The 14,978-nt window shown below is 72.3% G+C and carries 17 protein-coding genes; 13 read left to right on the top strand and 4 right to left on the bottom strand.

The window, feature by feature from the left end:
• Positions 1-267: 267 nt before the first annotated feature.
• The 6 genes from ABZ822_RS32270 to ABZ822_RS32245 all read left to right on the top strand — a co-directional run bounded on the left by ABZ822_RS32270 (position 268) and on the right by ABZ822_RS32245 (position 7,219).
• Positions 268-1,389: a ParA family protein gene (locus ABZ822_RS32270; RefSeq protein WP_360862000.1), complete on the top strand. Its 1,122-nt coding sequence runs from the start codon at positions 268-270 to the stop codon at positions 1,387-1,389.
• Positions 1,386-2,072, top strand: coding sequence for a hypothetical protein (locus ABZ822_RS32265; RefSeq protein WP_360861998.1), 687 nt, complete (start codon positions 1,386-1,388; stop codon positions 2,070-2,072). Before ABZ822_RS32270 ends, ABZ822_RS32265 begins: the two co-directional genes overlap by 4 nt.
• Positions 2,073-2,577: 505 nt before the next feature.
• Positions 2,578-4,107 carry a segregation/condensation protein A gene (locus ABZ822_RS32260; protein ID WP_360861974.1) on the top strand — a complete coding sequence of 510 codons (1,530 nt, stop codon included), beginning with the start codon at positions 2,578-2,580 and terminating at the stop codon, positions 4,105-4,107.
• Positions 4,108-4,376: 269 nt separating this feature from the next.
• Positions 4,377-4,958 carry an SMC-Scp complex subunit ScpB gene (gene scpB, locus ABZ822_RS32255; protein ID WP_360861996.1) on the top strand — a complete coding sequence of 194 codons (582 nt, stop codon included), beginning with the start codon at positions 4,377-4,379 and terminating at the stop codon, positions 4,956-4,958.
• 11 nt (positions 4,959-4,969) lie between these two features.
• Positions 4,970-6,145: a pseudouridine synthase gene (locus ABZ822_RS32250; protein WP_360861972.1), complete on the top strand. Its 1,176-nt coding sequence runs from the start codon at positions 4,970-4,972 to the stop codon at positions 6,143-6,145.
• A 66-nt stretch (positions 6,146-6,211) separates the two neighbouring features.
• Positions 6,212-7,219 (top strand): ADP-ribosylglycohydrolase family protein, encoded by a 1,008-nt coding sequence (locus ABZ822_RS32245; RefSeq protein ID WP_360861970.1) that lies wholly within the window; start codon positions 6,212-6,214, stop codon positions 7,217-7,219.
• A gap of 83 nt (positions 7,220-7,302) precedes the next feature.
• On the opposite strand, the gene ABZ822_RS32240 is transcribed toward ABZ822_RS32245, so the two are convergent.
• The 4 genes from ABZ822_RS32240 to ABZ822_RS32225 all read right to left on the bottom strand — a co-directional run bounded on the left by ABZ822_RS32240 (position 7,303) and on the right by ABZ822_RS32225 (position 9,608).
• Positions 7,303-8,079, bottom strand: a complete 777-nt coding sequence (locus tag ABZ822_RS32240; RefSeq protein WP_360861968.1) for a nucleotidyltransferase domain-containing protein — start codon at positions 8,077-8,079, stop codon at positions 7,303-7,305.
• A gap of 25 nt (positions 8,080-8,104) precedes the next feature.
• Positions 8,105-8,467, bottom strand: coding sequence for a DUF952 domain-containing protein (locus tag ABZ822_RS32235; RefSeq protein WP_360861966.1), 363 nt, complete (start codon positions 8,465-8,467; stop codon positions 8,105-8,107).
• Positions 8,468-8,596: 129 nt separating this feature from the next.
• Positions 8,597-8,797: a DUF397 domain-containing protein gene (locus tag ABZ822_RS32230; RefSeq protein ID WP_360861964.1), complete on the bottom strand. Its 201-nt coding sequence runs from the start codon at positions 8,795-8,797 to the stop codon at positions 8,597-8,599.
• Complete coding sequence (locus ABZ822_RS32225; protein ID WP_360861962.1) at positions 8,784-9,608, bottom strand: helix-turn-helix transcriptional regulator; 825 nt, start codon at positions 9,606-9,608, stop codon at positions 8,784-8,786. The genes ABZ822_RS32230 and ABZ822_RS32225 overlap by 14 nt, the downstream gene beginning before the upstream one ends.
• A gap of 75 nt (positions 9,609-9,683) precedes the next feature.
• On the opposite strand from ABZ822_RS32225, the gene ABZ822_RS32220 reads away from it, so the two are divergent.
• The 7 genes from ABZ822_RS32220 (at position 9,684) to der (ending at position 14,890) form a co-directional block, all read left to right on the top strand.
• On the top strand, positions 9,684-10,001 hold the full coding sequence (locus tag ABZ822_RS32220; RefSeq protein ID WP_360861960.1) for a hypothetical protein: 318 nt from the start codon (positions 9,684-9,686) through the stop codon (positions 9,999-10,001).
• The gene (locus tag ABZ822_RS32215; RefSeq protein WP_360861958.1) at positions 9,998-10,246 is read left to right on the top strand and encodes a hypothetical protein; all 249 of its coding nucleotides are present in this window, start codon (positions 9,998-10,000) and stop codon (positions 10,244-10,246) included. Before ABZ822_RS32220 ends, ABZ822_RS32215 begins: the two co-directional genes overlap by 4 nt.
• 120 nt (positions 10,247-10,366) lie before the next feature.
• Complete coding sequence (aroH, locus tag ABZ822_RS32210; protein WP_360861956.1) at positions 10,367-10,729, top strand: chorismate mutase; 363 nt, start codon at positions 10,367-10,369, stop codon at positions 10,727-10,729.
• Positions 10,726-11,811: a prephenate dehydrogenase gene (locus ABZ822_RS32205; protein ID WP_360861954.1), complete on the top strand. Its 1,086-nt coding sequence runs from the start codon at positions 10,726-10,728 to the stop codon at positions 11,809-11,811. The genes aroH and ABZ822_RS32205 overlap by 4 nt, the downstream gene beginning before the upstream one ends.
• A gap of 169 nt (positions 11,812-11,980) precedes the next feature.
• Entirely contained in the window at positions 11,981-12,694 is a 714-nt protein-coding gene (cmk, locus tag ABZ822_RS32200; protein ID WP_360861952.1) for a (d)CMP kinase, read from the top strand.
• Positions 12,691-13,347 (top strand): lysophospholipid acyltransferase family protein, encoded by a 657-nt coding sequence (locus ABZ822_RS32195; protein WP_360861950.1) that lies wholly within the window; start codon positions 12,691-12,693, stop codon positions 13,345-13,347. Before cmk ends, ABZ822_RS32195 begins: the two co-directional genes overlap by 4 nt.
• A gap of 82 nt (positions 13,348-13,429) precedes the next feature.
• Positions 13,430-14,890: a ribosome biogenesis GTPase Der gene (gene der, locus ABZ822_RS32190; protein ID WP_360861948.1), complete on the top strand. Its 1,461-nt coding sequence runs from the start codon at positions 13,430-13,432 to the stop codon at positions 14,888-14,890.
• The last annotated feature ends 88 nt before the right edge of the window (positions 14,891-14,978 follow it).

The following is a 14,978-nucleotide window of genomic DNA, read 5'->3' as shown; positions in this document are numbered from 1 at the left end:
AGGCGGGGAACGAGGGCTGTCGAGGTCGTTACACCCTTGACAGAAGGGCGTTCGGATGCCGACACATCATGCCGGGTCCGGTGGATTGTGTTGCTGTGAACCATCGACACGCCATAGAGTCGCCAACCGTCGGCATGGTGTCACGCTGACCTATCGATAAGTTTCCCGGCCACATCCGAGGAGGTAAGACGACTTGTGAATGAGTCGACATTTACTCCCGGAGGTGGACAACCAGGGATGGGCCCCCTACGACCCGAGCGCGTGGGGGTGCCAACGCGGGGCCAGGGACCCACCGGACTCGAGGCTGTCGGCTCCGTCGCTGTCAACACCCTCGCAACCCGCCAGCAGAGCACGACAGCCCACCAGAGCATGGACGGCCATCACGTGAACGCCATGGCCGGCGACCAGCGCGGGTCGGATCCCGCCACTCGGTTCGCCGACTACGACGACCTGCCCGAGGGGCACTTCTACGACCCCGACGCCGAATACGAGCCGGACCCGGAATACGCGGCGACGCTCGCCCCGGACGCTGCCCGCCAGCGCCGGGAGCGCATCGGTCCGACCGGGCGGCCCCTTCCGTACTTCCCGATCCCGGGACCGCTGACCGACCACGGTCCCGCGAAGATCATCGCGATGTGCAACCAGAAGGGCGGGGTGGGCAAGACCACCTCGACCATCAACCTGGGCGCGGCACTCGCGGAGTACGGACGCCGGGTGCTGCTGGTCGACTTCGACCCGCAGGGCGCCCTGTCCGTGGGCCTCGGCGTCAACCCGATGGAGCTCGACCTCACGGTCTACAACCTGCTCATGGAGCGGGGCATGTCGGCCGACGAGGTCCTCCTCAAGACGGCGGTCCCCAACATGGACTTGCTGCCCAGCAATATCGATTTGTCAGCCGCTGAAGTGCAGTTGGTCAGCGAGGTCGCCCGGGAGTCCACGCTCCAGCGGGCGTTGAAGCCGCTGCTGGCCGACTACGACTACATCGTCATCGACTGCCAGCCCTCGCTCGGCCTCCTGACCGTCAACGCGCTCACCGCGGCCCACAAGGTGATCGTGCCGCTGGAGTGCGAGTTCTTCGCGCTGCGCGGTGTCGCGCTGCTCACCGAGACGATCGAGAAGGTCCAGGAGCGGCTGAACCCCGAGCTCGAACTCGACGGCATCCTGGCCACGATGTACGACTCGCGCACGGTGCACAGCCGCGAGGTCCTCGCGCGCGTCGTCGAGGCCTTCGACGATCACGTCTATCACACGGTGATCGGCCGGACCGTCCGCTTCCCGGAGACCACGGTCGCGGGCGAGCCGATCACCACGTACGCCTCCAACTCCGTGGGCGCCGCCGCGTATCGCCAACTCGCCAGGGAGGTGCTCGCCCGGTGCCACGCCGAGTGAGTCTCCCGGGGGCCGACGAACTGTTCCGCACCACCGGGGGGACCGCTCTCCAGCCGTCGTCCCCCCGGCAGCACGCCAACGGGGAAGCACCGGGGACGGCGCCACGCGTGCCGGCCCCGGCGGGTGAGCAGGACCCGGCAGGCCAGGCGGCGCCCGCCTCCAAGGCGCCCGCCAAGCCGTCGGGGTCCGCCGCGCCCTCCGGCACGTCAACCCCCGTCCCCGGCAAGGAGTCCCCGGCCCGCCCGTCGGTGGACGGGTCCTCCGCCGAGCACAGCGGGAGGGGCAGCGGCGAGGAGAAGCAGGGGGACGCCCGTACGCCTGCGCAGGCCGCCGCCCGGCCCCAGGCCCGCCCGGCCCAGGAGGGCGCGGCCGCACCGCGCTCGGCGGCCGGTGCGAACCCGGCCCAGCCCCAGCAGGCCGCAGGCGCCCAGGGAGGACGGCGCCGCTCCCGCAACGCGCCCCGCCGTCCGAGCGGGCGCGAGCGCCACGACGAGAAGATCACCGTCTATGTCTCCGCCGAGGAGCTCATGGACCTCGAACACGCGCGGCTGGTGCTGCGCGGAGAGCACGGGCTCGCCGTCGACCGCGGCCGTATCGTCCGCGAGGCCGTGGCGGTCGTCCTGGCCGACCTCGAGTCGCGCGGGGACGCGAGCATTCTGGTCCGCCGGCTGCGCGGTCGCTGAGGCCCGCCGCGCCGTCGAGGCGGGGGCGCCCCGTGGCCTCGCAGGGTGGCCGTAGCGGCCCGCCACCGGCCGACCCGCACCGTCCGCCGTGTCCCCGCGACGGTCAACTGCCGCTGCCGTCCGCCGAGATCGGCCGACCTCTGCTGCCGACGACCACGGCTGCCGGACGGTGACGACCGGCTGTCAGGAGACCGGCGATCGGTGCCTGACGTCGACGACCGCCTGTCATGAGGCTGACGGGTGGCTGTCCTAGGTTGACGACCGGGTGCCTCGGCGGTCCCGCCGCAGCCCGTTGCCGCGGACCTGTGGTCGACGGCTCGTCACCGGGTCGAGCGCCGCGCGCTCCCCGGCGGCGGAAGGCCGTCGACGGCCGGCTGACCGCGATGGCCTGCCCCCGGCGGCGGGCCGTGGGAGGTAACCTGCCGATTCCGCGGGCCGGTCTCCGGCGTCCGGCCCGGTGACCCCGCCCTGGCTTCGGCCGGGGAACCCCAGACCCTGGACCGCAATGCCGACGAACGACGCCTCCGCACCCCGACCCGCCCGCCGCAGCCTGGGCCGCGGTCCGGGGGCGGCCCCGCAGACCCCGACGCCTGCCGCTGCCGTACCCGGGCCGGGCGGCGAGGCGCCCGAACCGGGGTACGAGCCCGGGTACGAGCCGGGGCCGCCGTCCGTCGAGGAGGCGGCAGGGGACGCGCCCGGGCAGCACGGTGACGATGACGCCGGCCCGGCCTCGGGCGGGGACGCGGCCGCGGACTCCCGGGAGGAGCCCGGCGGCGAGGAGTCGGCCTCCGAGGAACTGCCCACCGAGGAACCGCCCGCCGAGGGGGACGCGTCCGCTCCGCGCGCTGAGGGGCAGGCGTCGGCAGCGGTCGCCGCGGAGCCGATCGCCGACCCTCCGGTCCCCGCCGCCGACCCAACGGTCCACGTCGCCGACCCTCCGGTCCACGTCGGCGCGCAGGAACCGATCGCGGACGACGCCCCACCCGAAGGCACGTCCGGCGACGGGGCCGGCGCACCGCCCGCGGGCGATCCCGTCTCGGCGGACACCGACACGGCACCGTCCGCCGAGACGGAGTCCGCCGAGGACGCCGGGCCAGGCGCCCCTGAGCCCTCCGCTGCCGACGTACCCGCCGTCCCGCCCCAGGTCGACGCGCAGCCCGGCACCGGCGCCGCTCGGTCCGCCGGCGACGCTCAGGCCGGGGGCGGCGAGGAGGCCACCGGTCGTTTCACCGTGCGGCTCGCCAACTTCCAGGGGCCCTTCGACCTGCTCCTGCAGCTCATCTCCCGGCACAAGCTCGACGTGACCGAGGTCGCCCTCTCCAAGGTCACCGACGAGTTCATGGCGCACATCCGCGCCATGGGCGCCGACTGGGACCTCGACCAGACCACCGAGTTCCTCGTCGTCGCCGCGACCCTGCTCGATCTCAAGGCCGCGCGGCTCCTGCCCGCCGCCGAGGTCGAGGACGAGGCGGACCTCGCGCTCCTCGAGGCGCGCGACCTGCTGTTCGCGCGTCTGCTGCAGTACCGCGCGTACAAGCAGATCGCGGACATCTTCAGTGACCGGCTGGCCGCCGAGTCGCGGCTCCACCCCCGTACCGTCGGCCTGGAACCGCATCACGCCGAGCTGCTTCCCGAGGTCGTCATCAGCATCGGCCCCGAGGGCTTCGCCAAGCTCGCGGTGAAGGCGATGCAGCCGAAGGCCAAGCCGCAGGTGTACGTGGATCACATCCACGCACCGCTGGTCAGCGTGCGCGAGCAGGCCGAGGTCGTGGTGGCCCGGCTGCGGGAGGCGGGGGAGTCCAGCTTCCTGGCGCTCATCGAGGACGCCCCCGACACGCTCACCGTCGTCGCCCGCTTCCTGGCCCTGCTCGAGCTCTACCGCGAGCGCGCCGTCGTCCTGGACCAGGAGGAGGCCCTCGGCTCGCTCATGGTCCGCTGGACCGGTGGCGAGGACGGGCCGGATCCCGTGGTCACGGACGAGTTCGACCAGGCCCCGGGCGAGCGGGCCGCCGAGAAGGAGAAGGAGAACGCATGAGCAGCGACGACGTGGCCCTCGGCACCGACGCCCCCGCCGACGCACCCCTCGACGCCGATCCGTCCGCCGACGAACCCGCCGCCGCGGATCCGTCCGCCGACGCCACCCCGTCCGCCGCCGACACCACGGCCCCCGGCGTCCCCGCCGATGTGGCGTACGACACAGCCGTGGACGGGGCGTACGAGCCGCAGGAGCCCGACGCGGAGGCCTCGGACGCCTCGCCCCCCGCCGGTACCTCCGCCGTCGCCGAGCTCGACCTCAAGCCCGCCCTGGAGGCGGTCCTGATGGTCGTCGACGAGCCCGCCACCGAGGAGCACCTCGCCAAGGTGCTGGAGCGCCCCCGCAGGGCCGTCGCGGACGCCCTGCGGGAGCTGTCCGACGAGTACACGGTGCAGCGCCGCGGATTCGATCTGCGGCTCGTGGCCGGCGGCTGGCGCTTCTACACCAGGACCGAGTACGCGGACGCCGTCGAGAGCTTCGTCCTCGACGGCCAGCAGGCCCGGCTCACCCAGGCCGCGCTGGAGACTCTGGCCGTGGTCGCGTACCGGCAGCCGGTGAGCCGTTCCCGGGTCTCGGCCGTACGCGGCGTCAACTGCGACGGCGTCATGCGCACCCTCCTTCAGCGCGGGCTGGTCGAGGAGGCGGGCACGGAACCGGAAACAGGTGCGATCCTGTACAGGACGACGAACTACTTCCTGGAGCGGATGGGCCTGCGCGGCCTCGACGAGCTCCCCGAGCTCGCCCCCTTCCTCCCGGAGGTGGACGCGGTCGAGGGTGAGTCCCAGGAAGGTGTGCCGTCGTTCGATCCGGACGCGCCGGACCCCGGCGCAGACGACAGCAGGCACTCGTAGACGGAAATTTGATGCGAAGCAGCGGCAGTAACAGCAGGGGCGGCAGCGGCAACCGGAACTTCCGGGGGGCGGGCAACAACCGCGACGACAAGCAGAAGCGCGCGGGCCGGCCCCGGCCCGAGGAGCGCCGCTACGACGCCGGGAGCGGCAGAGGCGGTCAGGACGGGCAGGGAGGCCAGGGCGGTCGCGGCGGCCAAGGCGGGCAGGGAAGTCAGGGCGGTCGCGGCGGCCAAGGTGGTCGCGGCGGCCAAGGCGGGCAGGGTAGTCAGGGCGGTCGCGGCGGTCGCGGCGGTCAGGGCGGCGGCAGGCCGGGGCCGGGCAAGAAGGGGGCGCCCCCGGCGAAGGCCCGCGGCCGGAGCCGTTCCGTGCCCGCCCGCCCGCGCGAGTACGAGGCGCAGATCGAGGAGCGCAACCGCGCCCGGCACGACAAGCCCCAGGTCAAGCTCCCCAAGACCTTCGGCGAGCAGGAGGGCGAGCGGCTGCAGAAGGTTCTCGCCCGCGCCGGCATGGGTTCCCGCCGGGCGTGCGAGGAGCTGATCGAGCAGCGCCGCGTCGAGGTCAACGGTGAGATCGTGACCGAGCAGGGCCTGCGCGTGGAGCCGGAGAAGGACGAGATCAAGGTCGACGGGCTCACCGTCGCCACCCAGTCGTATCTGTTCTTCGCCCTCAACAAGCCTGCCGGGGTGGTCTCCACGATGGAGGACCCGGACGGGCGGCAGTGCCTCGGGGACTACGTCACCAACCGCGAGACGCGCCTCTTCCACGTCGGCCGTCTCGACACCGAGACCGAGGGCATCATCCTGCTCACCAACCACGGTGAGCTGTCCCACCGCCTCACCCACCCCCGGTACGGCGTGCAGAAGACGTATCTCGCCGCCATCCAGGGCCCGATCCCGCGCGACCTCGGCAAGCGGCTGAAGAACGGCATCCAGCTCGAGGACGGCTACGCCAAGGCCGACCACTTCAAGGTCGTCGAGAACACCGGCAAGAACTACCTCGTCGAGGTCACCCTGCACGAGGGCCGCAAGCACATCGTGCGCCGCATGCTGTCCGAGGCGGGTTTCCCCGTCGACAAGCTGGTGCGGACGAGCTTCGGGCCGATCGCGCTCGGCGACCAGAAGTCCGGCTGGCTGCGGCGGCTGACCAACACCGAGGTGGGGATGCTGATGCGCGAGGTCGACCTGTAGGGTTATCGTCACTGTAACGAGAAGTGGCGTGATCCGACGCCAAGTGCGTCGAGGGGGGCGGGCGTTGTGAGGCAGGCTGCCGCGGGAAGTCTGATCGGGCTGGCGCTGGGGGATGCTCTGGGTTTCCCCACGGAGTTCAGCGACGTCGAGTCGATCGCCGGACGTCACGGACCCTGGCGGGAGATGGAGCTGCCCGACCCCGCCCTCGTCACCGACGACACCCAGATGACGCTGGCGCTCGGGCAGGCACTCCGCACGGTCCTCGACCGCGGCCCCCTCACGCCCGAGCGCCTGGAGCCGCCGGTGCGCGCGGAGTTCGTGGCGTGGTGGCGCTCGCCGGACAACAACCGTGCGCCCGGCACGACCTGCCTCGACGCCTGCCGGCGGCTCAGCCACCACGAGGTGCCGTGGACGGAGGCGAGCAGGGTCGGGTCCAAGGGCTGCGGGGCCAACATGCGGGTGGCGCCCGTGGGTCTGCTGCCCGGCATCTCGGACGAGCAGCGCGCGGGCGCGGCCCAGCTCCAGTCGGCGCTCACCCACGGCCACCCCACCGCGCTGGCGGCGAGCGACCTCACGGCCCACGCCGTCCACCTCCTCGCCGAGGGCGAGGCACCGGCCCAACTGCCCGCCCTGCTGCGGGAGTACGCCCGCAAGCATCGCGGCACGTACCACGAGCGCTGGCTCGGCGACCTCTGGAAGCACGCCCAGGACGCCTCGCCGACCGCGTTCGTCCAACGCGGCTGGGACGACTGCCTGGCTGTGCTCGACCGGCTGGAGACAGCGCTGCGCAGCCCCGACCCGGAGGCCGACCCGTGCCTGGCCACCGGGGCGGGCTGGATCGCCGAAGAGGCCCTTGCCACCGGCCTGTTGTGCTTCCTGCTCTTTCCCGACGAGCCCGTCACCGCGCTCCGCCGGGCCGCCTGCTCCTCCGGGGACTCGGACTCGATCGCCGCGCTCGCGGGCGCGTTCGCGGGCGCCCACCACGGCCTGGACATCTGGCCTTCGCGCTGGGCCGACCGCGTCGAGTACCGCAGCGAACTGCTGTCCCTGGCCGCGATCTGGGACTTCCGGTGACGCCCCCGTACCGGACCGCCGGGCCCGTCGTGGACGTCGAGGCCCTGCACGCGGTCCTCGACGCCGAACAGGCCGCGTCCCGCCTACCGGACGCCCTGGGGGCGCACGACGCGCTCCACGACCTGCTCGCGCGGGCCGGGCTGGGCGACGGCTGAGCCCGGCTCGGCGGCGGCTGACGCCCGTCGCACCCGGATCAGGAAGTCCTCGACGCTGGCACGGTCCGGCTCGTCCGGAAGGGGCGTCGTGACGAGCGCGGCGTCGGCCTCGTCGGCCAGGGCCCGCATCCGCCGCTCGACCTCGGGCCAGGGAACCTCGCCGCGCTTGACCTCCAGTAGCCGTTCGCGCTCCGCGCCCACGTCGAGGACCAGCTCCCCGGTGGTCAGCAGGTCACGGCAGGAGGTCAGCAGCCGGAGCAGGTGCATCGCGTGCTTCCAGCGCGGTACGCCGTGGCGGTCGATGTGCGCGAGGAGCTTGCGGTGCTGCCCCGCCGCGTACCGGGCGAACGTCCGGTGCACGTGCGCCGACAGGAACGCGCCGCGCAGGGCGAGCAGTTCACGCCCCGTCGCGTCGATGTGGTCGACGAGAGGGGAGTGCAGGCACTCCAGGATGTTCGGGTTGGCGCGCAGGGCCAGTTCGCAGAAGCGTTCCAGCTCCCAGGAGAACTGCTCCTCGGACGGTCCTTCGACATGCGCCGGAGGCTTGTCGAACCGCCAGAACAGCGGTGTGGGCGCGACGAACACCCCTCGCCGGTCCGTGTCGCTGCCCTCGGTCGCGAGACCGAACGCCCGCGAACCCATCACGCACGCGTAGACCGTGTGGTCGCGGACGAGCGCGTCCGGCGTCAGAGGGAGATGCGGCATGGCCGTCATGGTGCCAGGGCCCTCGTCAGGACCAGAGAGCCAGCCCCGTCGCATGGCCGTCCGCCTCGCGCTTGACCTCCATCATCCCCACCACCGCCGAACGGTTGACGTGGCCGTACACATGCGGGAAGAGCACCCCCGGCGCCACACCGGGAGGGGCGGGGGAAGTGGCGGGCTCCCAGCGGACCGGAGCGTCCAGCAGCTCCTCGTCGATGAGCAGGACCATCAGCGGGCCGACTGCCTCGCGGTAGAACGCGTCGGCGACGGCGAGGGTGGTGCCCTCGTCGGGGGAACAGTGGACGAAGCCCTCGTCGGCGAGCGTGGAAGGGGCGTAGGGGCGCTCGGGGACCGCCAGCCAGTCGTCGAGCCGTACCACGTGGAAGATCATGCGCAACACCATACGAGGTGGCGGTGGCCGTCCAGCGGTTTCACGAGGGGTCGTTCCGTCCAGGTCAGGAGCGCCGGACGGGAGGCGAGCCCGCCTCCCGTCCGGGAGCGGACCCACGAGCCGATCCGCTCAGAACGCTCCGGCCTTCACCGCCGAGACGAAGGCGGTCCAGGCGTCGGCGGAGAACACGAGCACGGGCCCGTCGGGGTCCTTGGAGTCGCGCACCGGAACCAGCGCGGACTCTTCGGCGACCTCGATGCAGTTGCCCTCGCTCGCCCCGCTGTAGCTGGACTTGCGCCAGGTGGTGGCGGCGTACTCACTGCTGTTCATGGTCATATTCCTCTGCGACTGTCTCGATCAGGGCCACGGACTTCTTGTGCGACAGCGCGTCCCCCAGGGCGAGATCGTAGGCCGCCTGGCATTCATGAACCAGTGAGGGAAGGTCGTGGACGGTGCCGGTCTTCAGGCCCTCCACGTAGGCCACCGGGGGTGAGTCCGCGAACCACATGAGCGTGACCGCGCTCTCCAACAGGGCGTGGGCTCCCGACTCGAAGGGCAGGACGTGCACGCGTACGCGCCCTTGGTGGCTCAGCCCGAGGACGTGCCGCAACTGCCCGGCCATCACCATGGGGCCGCCGACCGGGCGCCGCAGGACCGCCTCATCCAGGAGTGCCCACATGACGGGGGACACCGGATCGTCCAGGATCCGTGCTCGCTCGAGTCGTGTGACGACGGCTCTGTCACATTCCTCACGCGACTTGGGCGGGAAACCCTCGCGGAAGACGGCGCGGGCGTACGGCTCGGTCTGCAGCAACCCGGGTACGAGGGACGGTGCGTATTCGCGGATCATGGTTGCCTGTTGCTCGAACGCGGCAGCCGCCGCGAAGTGGTCGGCAACCTTGCGTGAATCGAGTGTGGGCAGGAAGCGCTCGAACACCCCGCCTGTATCGAGTACTTGGTCCAGGCGCCGGGCATCCTCCAGCGATGGCTTGCGCCTTCCGGCTTCGATATGGGCGATGTGGGTCCGCGACATGATCGCGTTCTGGCTCAGTTTCTCCTGTGTGAGCCCGGCGTGCTCGCGGCGCTGCCGCAGTTCCTCCCCATAAGCGTTCCGCGGCTCGGGGACACCTTCGGTCGCCATGTGTGCAACTCCGCTGTGTGCGAGATCTGTTGTCACCTCGAAACGTCTGGTCAGCGTACTGCGGAGCGTCCGATCGTGAGTACACAGAGTCAAGGACCGGTCACGCGGACCGGGCCGCTCGGACGCGAACGAACGGACAGCACAGTGACGTATCTCGGGCCCAGAGGGCAGGAACAGGACCGCGGCGTACGGGGCCACATCGATGTGGCGTACCAGGAGGCCGACGACGTGGTCGCCCTGCTCCGGGACGCTCTCGGGCGGATCGGTGTCACGTTGCCGTCCCTCGGGGTGGACGACCACCGGATCGGGGACGTGCACCTCGTCGAGTTGGGCCGCGTCCGGCCGGACGTCGCGCGGAGGCTCGCCGATGTGATCGGAGGCGGGAGGTCGTGACCGCAGCACAGCCACCGGGGGGCCGGTTCGACCCTGCGGTCGGCGACCTCGCCAAGGACATCTCGACCGGCCGGGTGGGCGTCGTCATGGGCGGGCTCGGTGGCCACGTCCAGTTACGCCCGGTCGGCGGCGGCGTGGAGTGGGACGTCCGGCCGGACCGGATCGGCCCCCTCACCGCACGGGAAGAGCTGAGCGCCCGGCTGGCGATCCGGAACCGCGACACCGAGCGGGGATGGGGCAAGTAGGCCGTGTCCGAGCCCGGGCGGTCGCCGTCTCGCAGGGCGGTCGCCCGGGCTGCCGGACGTCACCCCTGCCTGACTACCCTGGTCGCAGCACAGTGGCGGGACAGCGTGAGGAGCGACGACGTGGCGGTACGAGCGGTCCGTGGGGCCGTCCAGCTCGAGCGGGACGAGTCGGCCCACATGCACGACCAGGTCGGCGAACTCCTGACCGCCGTACTGGAGCGGAACGGCCTCACCGCCGACGACCTGATCAGCGTGTGGTTCACGGCCACACCCGATCTGCACGCCGACTTCCCCGCGGCGGCGGCCCGCAAGCTCGGCATCGTCGACGTACCGCTCATCTGCGCCCAGGAACTCGACATCGCCGGTGCCATGCCGCGCGTCGTCCGCGTGCTCGCGCACGTCGAGACGGGGCTCGCCAAGTCCGAGATCTCCCATGTCTACCTCGGCGCCGCCGCCGCTCTCCGCAAGGACATCGCCCAGTGAGAACCGCTCTCGTCATCGGCACCGGACTCATCGGTACCTCCGCCGCGCTCGCCCTGTCCGGGCGCGGAGTCCGCGTCCATCTCCTGGACCACGACTCCGCGCAGGCCCGTACCGCCGCGGCCCTCGGGGCAGGCACGCAGGAGGAGCCGGAGGGTCCCGTCGACCTGGCCGTGATCGCCGTACCGCCCGCACACGTCGCCCGTGCCGTGGCGGACGCCCAGCGGCGCGAGCTGGCCCGCGGCTACATCGACGTGGCGAGCGTCAAGGGCGGGCCGCGCCGCGAGCTGGAGTCCCTGGGCGGCGACCTGACCCTCTACCTCGGTACGCACCCCATGGCCGGGCGGGAGCGCTCCGGCCCGCTCGCCGCGACCGCGGACCTCTTCGAGGGCCGCCCCTGGGTCCTCACCCCCACCCGGGACACCGACACCGAGGTCCTCAACCTGGCGCTGGAGCTCGTCGCCCTCTGCCGTGCCGTGCCGGTGGTGATGGACGCCGACTCCCACGACCGGGCCGTCGCCCTCGTCTCGCACACCCCGCAGCTGCTCTCCAGCATGGTCGCGGCCCGGCTGGAGCGCGCCGAGGAAGCGGCGGTACGGCTCTGCGGCCAGGGCATCCGGGACGTGACGCGGATCGCCGCATCCGACCCGGCCATGTGGATCGACATCCTGTCCGCGAACCCGGGCCCCGTCGCCGACGTCCTCGCCGCCGTCGCCTCCGACCTCGACGAGACGGTCCAGGCGCTGCGCTCCCTCCAGTCCGCCGACGAGGTCAAGCGGCGGGACGGATCGACCGGCATCGAGGACGTGCTGCGGCGCGGGAACGCCGGTCGCGAGCGGGTGCCGGGCAAGCACGGCGCGGCCCCGGCCACGTACGAGCTGGTCACCGTCCTCATCGGGGACCAGCCGGGCGAGCTGGGCCGGATCTTCTCCGACGCCGGCCGCGTCGGCGTCAACATCGAGGACGTCCGGATCGAGCACGCCACCGGGCAGCAGTCCGGTCTGATCCAGCTCATGGTCGAGCCCGCCGCCGCCCCGGTCCTGACCAGCGCCCTGAGGGAGCGGGGCTGGTCGATCCGGCAGTAGCGCCGGCCCGTCTGCGTGAGCGTGCGTGGACGGTGCGCCACCACCCGGCGGAGGCCGCGGAAGGCCCGCGAGGGCCCGCGAGGAGGGCTGCACAAGGCGGTCCCGGCAGTCGGTAACCTTGTCCGAAGGCTTTCTTGCCCCCAACAGATCCGCTCGTGTCACAGGAGAGGTGTTCGTCACCGTGGAAACCGCCGCCAGGACCGCACCGGCATCGGTGATTGTCGCCATCGACGGCCCCGCAGGCACGGGCAAGTCGAGCACCTCCAAGGCCGTGGCGGCCAAGCTCGGCTTCGGCTACCTGGACACCGGCGCCCAGTACCGGGCGATCACCTGGTGGATGCTGGCCAACGACATCGACGTGAGCGACCCGCAGGCCGTCGCCGTCGTCGTCGACAAGCCCGTCATCGAGTCCGGCACCGAGCCGGGCGCCCCGACGATCACCGTCGACGGCACGGACGTCTCGGGCCCGATCCGTACGCAGGACGTCACCTCCGCGGTCAGCGCCGTCAGCGCCGTGCCCGAGGTGCGGGCGCGGATCACCGGGCTGCAGCGCTCCATCGCCGCGGCCGCCACCCCCGGCATCGTCGTCGAGGGCCGGGACATCGGCACCACAGTCCTGCCGGACGCCGACCTCAAGATCTTCCTGACCGCCTCCCCGGAGGCCAGGGCCGCCCGGCGCAGCGGAGAGCTCAAGGGCAAGGAGGCCACGGACCTCGCGGCCACCCAGGCCGCGCTCGCCAAGCGCGACGCCGCCGACTCCAGCCGCAAGGCCTCGCCGCTGGCCAAGGCGGACGACGCGGTCGAGGTGGACACCACCGACCTCACCCTCGACCAGGTCATCGAGTGCGTGGTCACGCTCGTCGAGGAGAAGCGGACGGCGTGAGCAGACCCGACACGCTGCCCAGTGCGGGCGGCGCGGCGGCCGGGCGCCGGCTGGGCATCGGCCTGATGCGCGGGCTGTGGAAGCCGCGGGTGCTGGGAGCCTGGCAGGTCCCGGCGACCGGCCCCCTCATCCTGGCGATCAACCACTCCCACAACATCGACGGCCCGATGGTGATGGGCACGGCACCCCGGCCGGTGCACTTCCTCATCAAGAAGGAGGCGTTCAGCGGCCCGCTCGGCGCCTTCCTCCGCGGCATCGGCCAGGTCGAGGTGGACCGCACGAGCGCCGACCGGACCGCGATCACGCGGGCCCTCGGCGTCCTGGAGCGCGGCGGCGTGCTCGGGATCTTCCCGGAAGGGACGCGCGGGGAGGGCGACTTCGCCTCGCTGCGCGCCGGGCTCGCGTACTTCGCGGTGCGCTCGGGCGCGCAGATCGTGCCCGTCGCGGTGCTCGGCAGCACCGACCGGCAGGGCAGGCTCGTCAACGCGCTGCCGCCGCTGCGCGACCGGGTCGATGTCGTGTTCGGCGCGCCGTTCACGGTGGGGGACGGCACCGGACGGCGCACGCGCACGGTGCTGGACGAGGCCACCGTGCGCATACAGGAGCGGCTGACCGCCCACCTGGAGAACGCCAGGCGTTCCACCGGACGCTAGGGTCGTCAGACCCTGGGCGAGACTTGACCTGGTGATCCGTACGGGGTCGCCACGGATGATGGACGACGAGGACACAGACTTCATGAACGACCAGATCCCCTCCGGCGACGAGCACGGTGAGCTCGGCGACACCGAGTACGCGGAGTTCATGGAGCTCGCCGCACACGAGGGCTTCGACCTGGAGGAGGTCGAGGGCGACCTCGCCGCCGCCGGTCACGGACCACTGCCCGTCCTCGCCGTCGTCGGCCGCCCCAATGTCGGCAAGTCGACTCTGGTGAACCGCATCATCGGCCGCCGCGAGGCAGTCGTCGAAGACCGGCCGGGCGTCACCCGCGACCGTGTGACGTACGAGGCCGAGTGGTCCGGCCGCCGCTTCAAGCTCGTCGACACCGGCGGCTGGGAGCAGGACGTGCTCGGCATCGACGCGTCCGTCGCCGCCCAGGCCGAGTTCGCGATCGAGGCCGCCGACGCCGTCGTCTTCGTGGTCGACGCCCAGGTCGGCGCGACCGACACCGACGAGGCCGTGGTCAAGCTCCTGCGCCGGGCGGGCAAGCCCGTCGTGCTGTGCGCCAACAAGGTCGACGGACCCTCCGGTGAGGCCGACGCCACGGCGCTCTGGGCCCTCGGCCTCGGCGAGCCCCACCCGGTCTCCGCCCTGCACGGCCGGGGTACGGGCGACATGCTCGACGAGGTCCTGGGCGCGCTCCCCGACGCCCCTGCCCAGACCTTCGGCCAGACCGTCGGTGGCCCGCGCAGGATCGCGCTCATCGGCCGCCCCAATGTCGGCAAGTCGTCTCTGCTCAACAAGGTCGCGGGCGAGACCCGGGTGGTCGTCGACGAACTGGCCGGCACCACGCGTGACCCGGTCGACGAGATGATCGAACTGGGCGGGCAGACCTGGAAGTTCGTCGACACCGCCGGCATCCGCCGCCGTGTGCACCTCCAGGAGGGCGCGGACTACTACGCGTCGCTGCGCACCGCCGCGGCCGTCGAGAAGGCGGAGGTCGCGGTCGTCCTCATCGACGCGAGCGAGACCATCAGCGTCCAGGACCAGCGGATCATCACCATGGCCGTCGAGGCCGGGCGCGCGCTGGTCATCGCGTACAACAAGTGGGACACCCTCGACGAGGAGCGCCGCTACTACCTGGAGCGGGAGATCGAGACCGAGCTGGTCCAGATCCCGTGGGCGCCGCGGGTCAACGTCTCGGCGCGCACCGGGCGCCACATGGAGAAGCTCGTACCGGCGATCGAGACCGCGCTGGCCGGATGGGAGACACGCATCCCGACCGGGCGGCTCAACTCCTTCCTCGGCGAGCTGGTCGCGGCCCACCCGCACCCGATCCGCGGCGGCAAGCAGCCCCGCATCCTCTTCGGGACGCAGGCAGGGACCAGGCCGCCGCGGTTCGTGCTGTTCGCCTCCGGCTTCCTCGAGGCGGGCTACCGCCGCTTCATCGAGCGGCGGCTGCGTGAGGAGTTCGGCTTCGAGGGCACCCCGATCCAGATCTCGGTGAGGGTGCGCGAGAAGCGCGGACGCAAGAAGTGACGCCGCGGCGGGGGGCCCCGGGGGGCCGCCGGGGCCGAACAGGGGGTGGGCCCCGCCCGGGCCACCCGGCGGTACGTGTTGGGCGCCC

The organism is Streptomyces sp. NPDC047108 (assembly GCF_040643575.1).
Classification (GTDB): Bacteria; Actinomycetota; Actinomycetes; order Streptomycetales; family Streptomycetaceae; genus Streptomyces.
This window is presented reverse-complemented; position numbering and strand designations above follow the sequence as displayed.

What these genes read in the sequence shown, in the direction of transcription:
- ABZ822_RS32260 (WP_360861974.1), top strand. Translation starts at nt 2,578, where the DNA reads ATGCCGACGAACGACGCCTCCGCACCCCGACCCGCCCGCCGCAGCCTG.
- ABZ822_RS32250 (WP_360861972.1), top strand. Translation starts at nt 4,970, where the DNA reads ATGCGAAGCAGCGGCAGTAACAGCAGGGGCGGCAGCGGCAACCGGAAC.
- ABZ822_RS32240 (WP_360861968.1), bottom strand. Translation starts at nt 8,079, where the DNA reads ATGCCGCATCTCCCTCTGACGCCGGACGCGCTCGTCCGCGACCACACG.
- ABZ822_RS32235 (WP_360861966.1), bottom strand. Translation starts at nt 8,467, where the DNA reads ATGATCTTCCACGTGGTACGGCTCGACGACTGGCTGGCGGTCCCCGAG.
- ABZ822_RS32230 (WP_360861964.1), bottom strand. Translation starts at nt 8,797, where the DNA reads ATGAACAGCAGTGAGTACGCCGCCACCACCTGGCGCAAGTCCAGCTAC.
- ABZ822_RS32225 (WP_360861962.1), bottom strand. Translation starts at nt 9,608, where the DNA reads ATGGCGACCGAAGGTGTCCCCGAGCCGCGGAACGCTTATGGGGAGGAA.
- der (WP_360861948.1), top strand. Translation starts at nt 13,430, where the DNA reads ATGAACGACCAGATCCCCTCCGGCGACGAGCACGGTGAGCTCGGCGAC.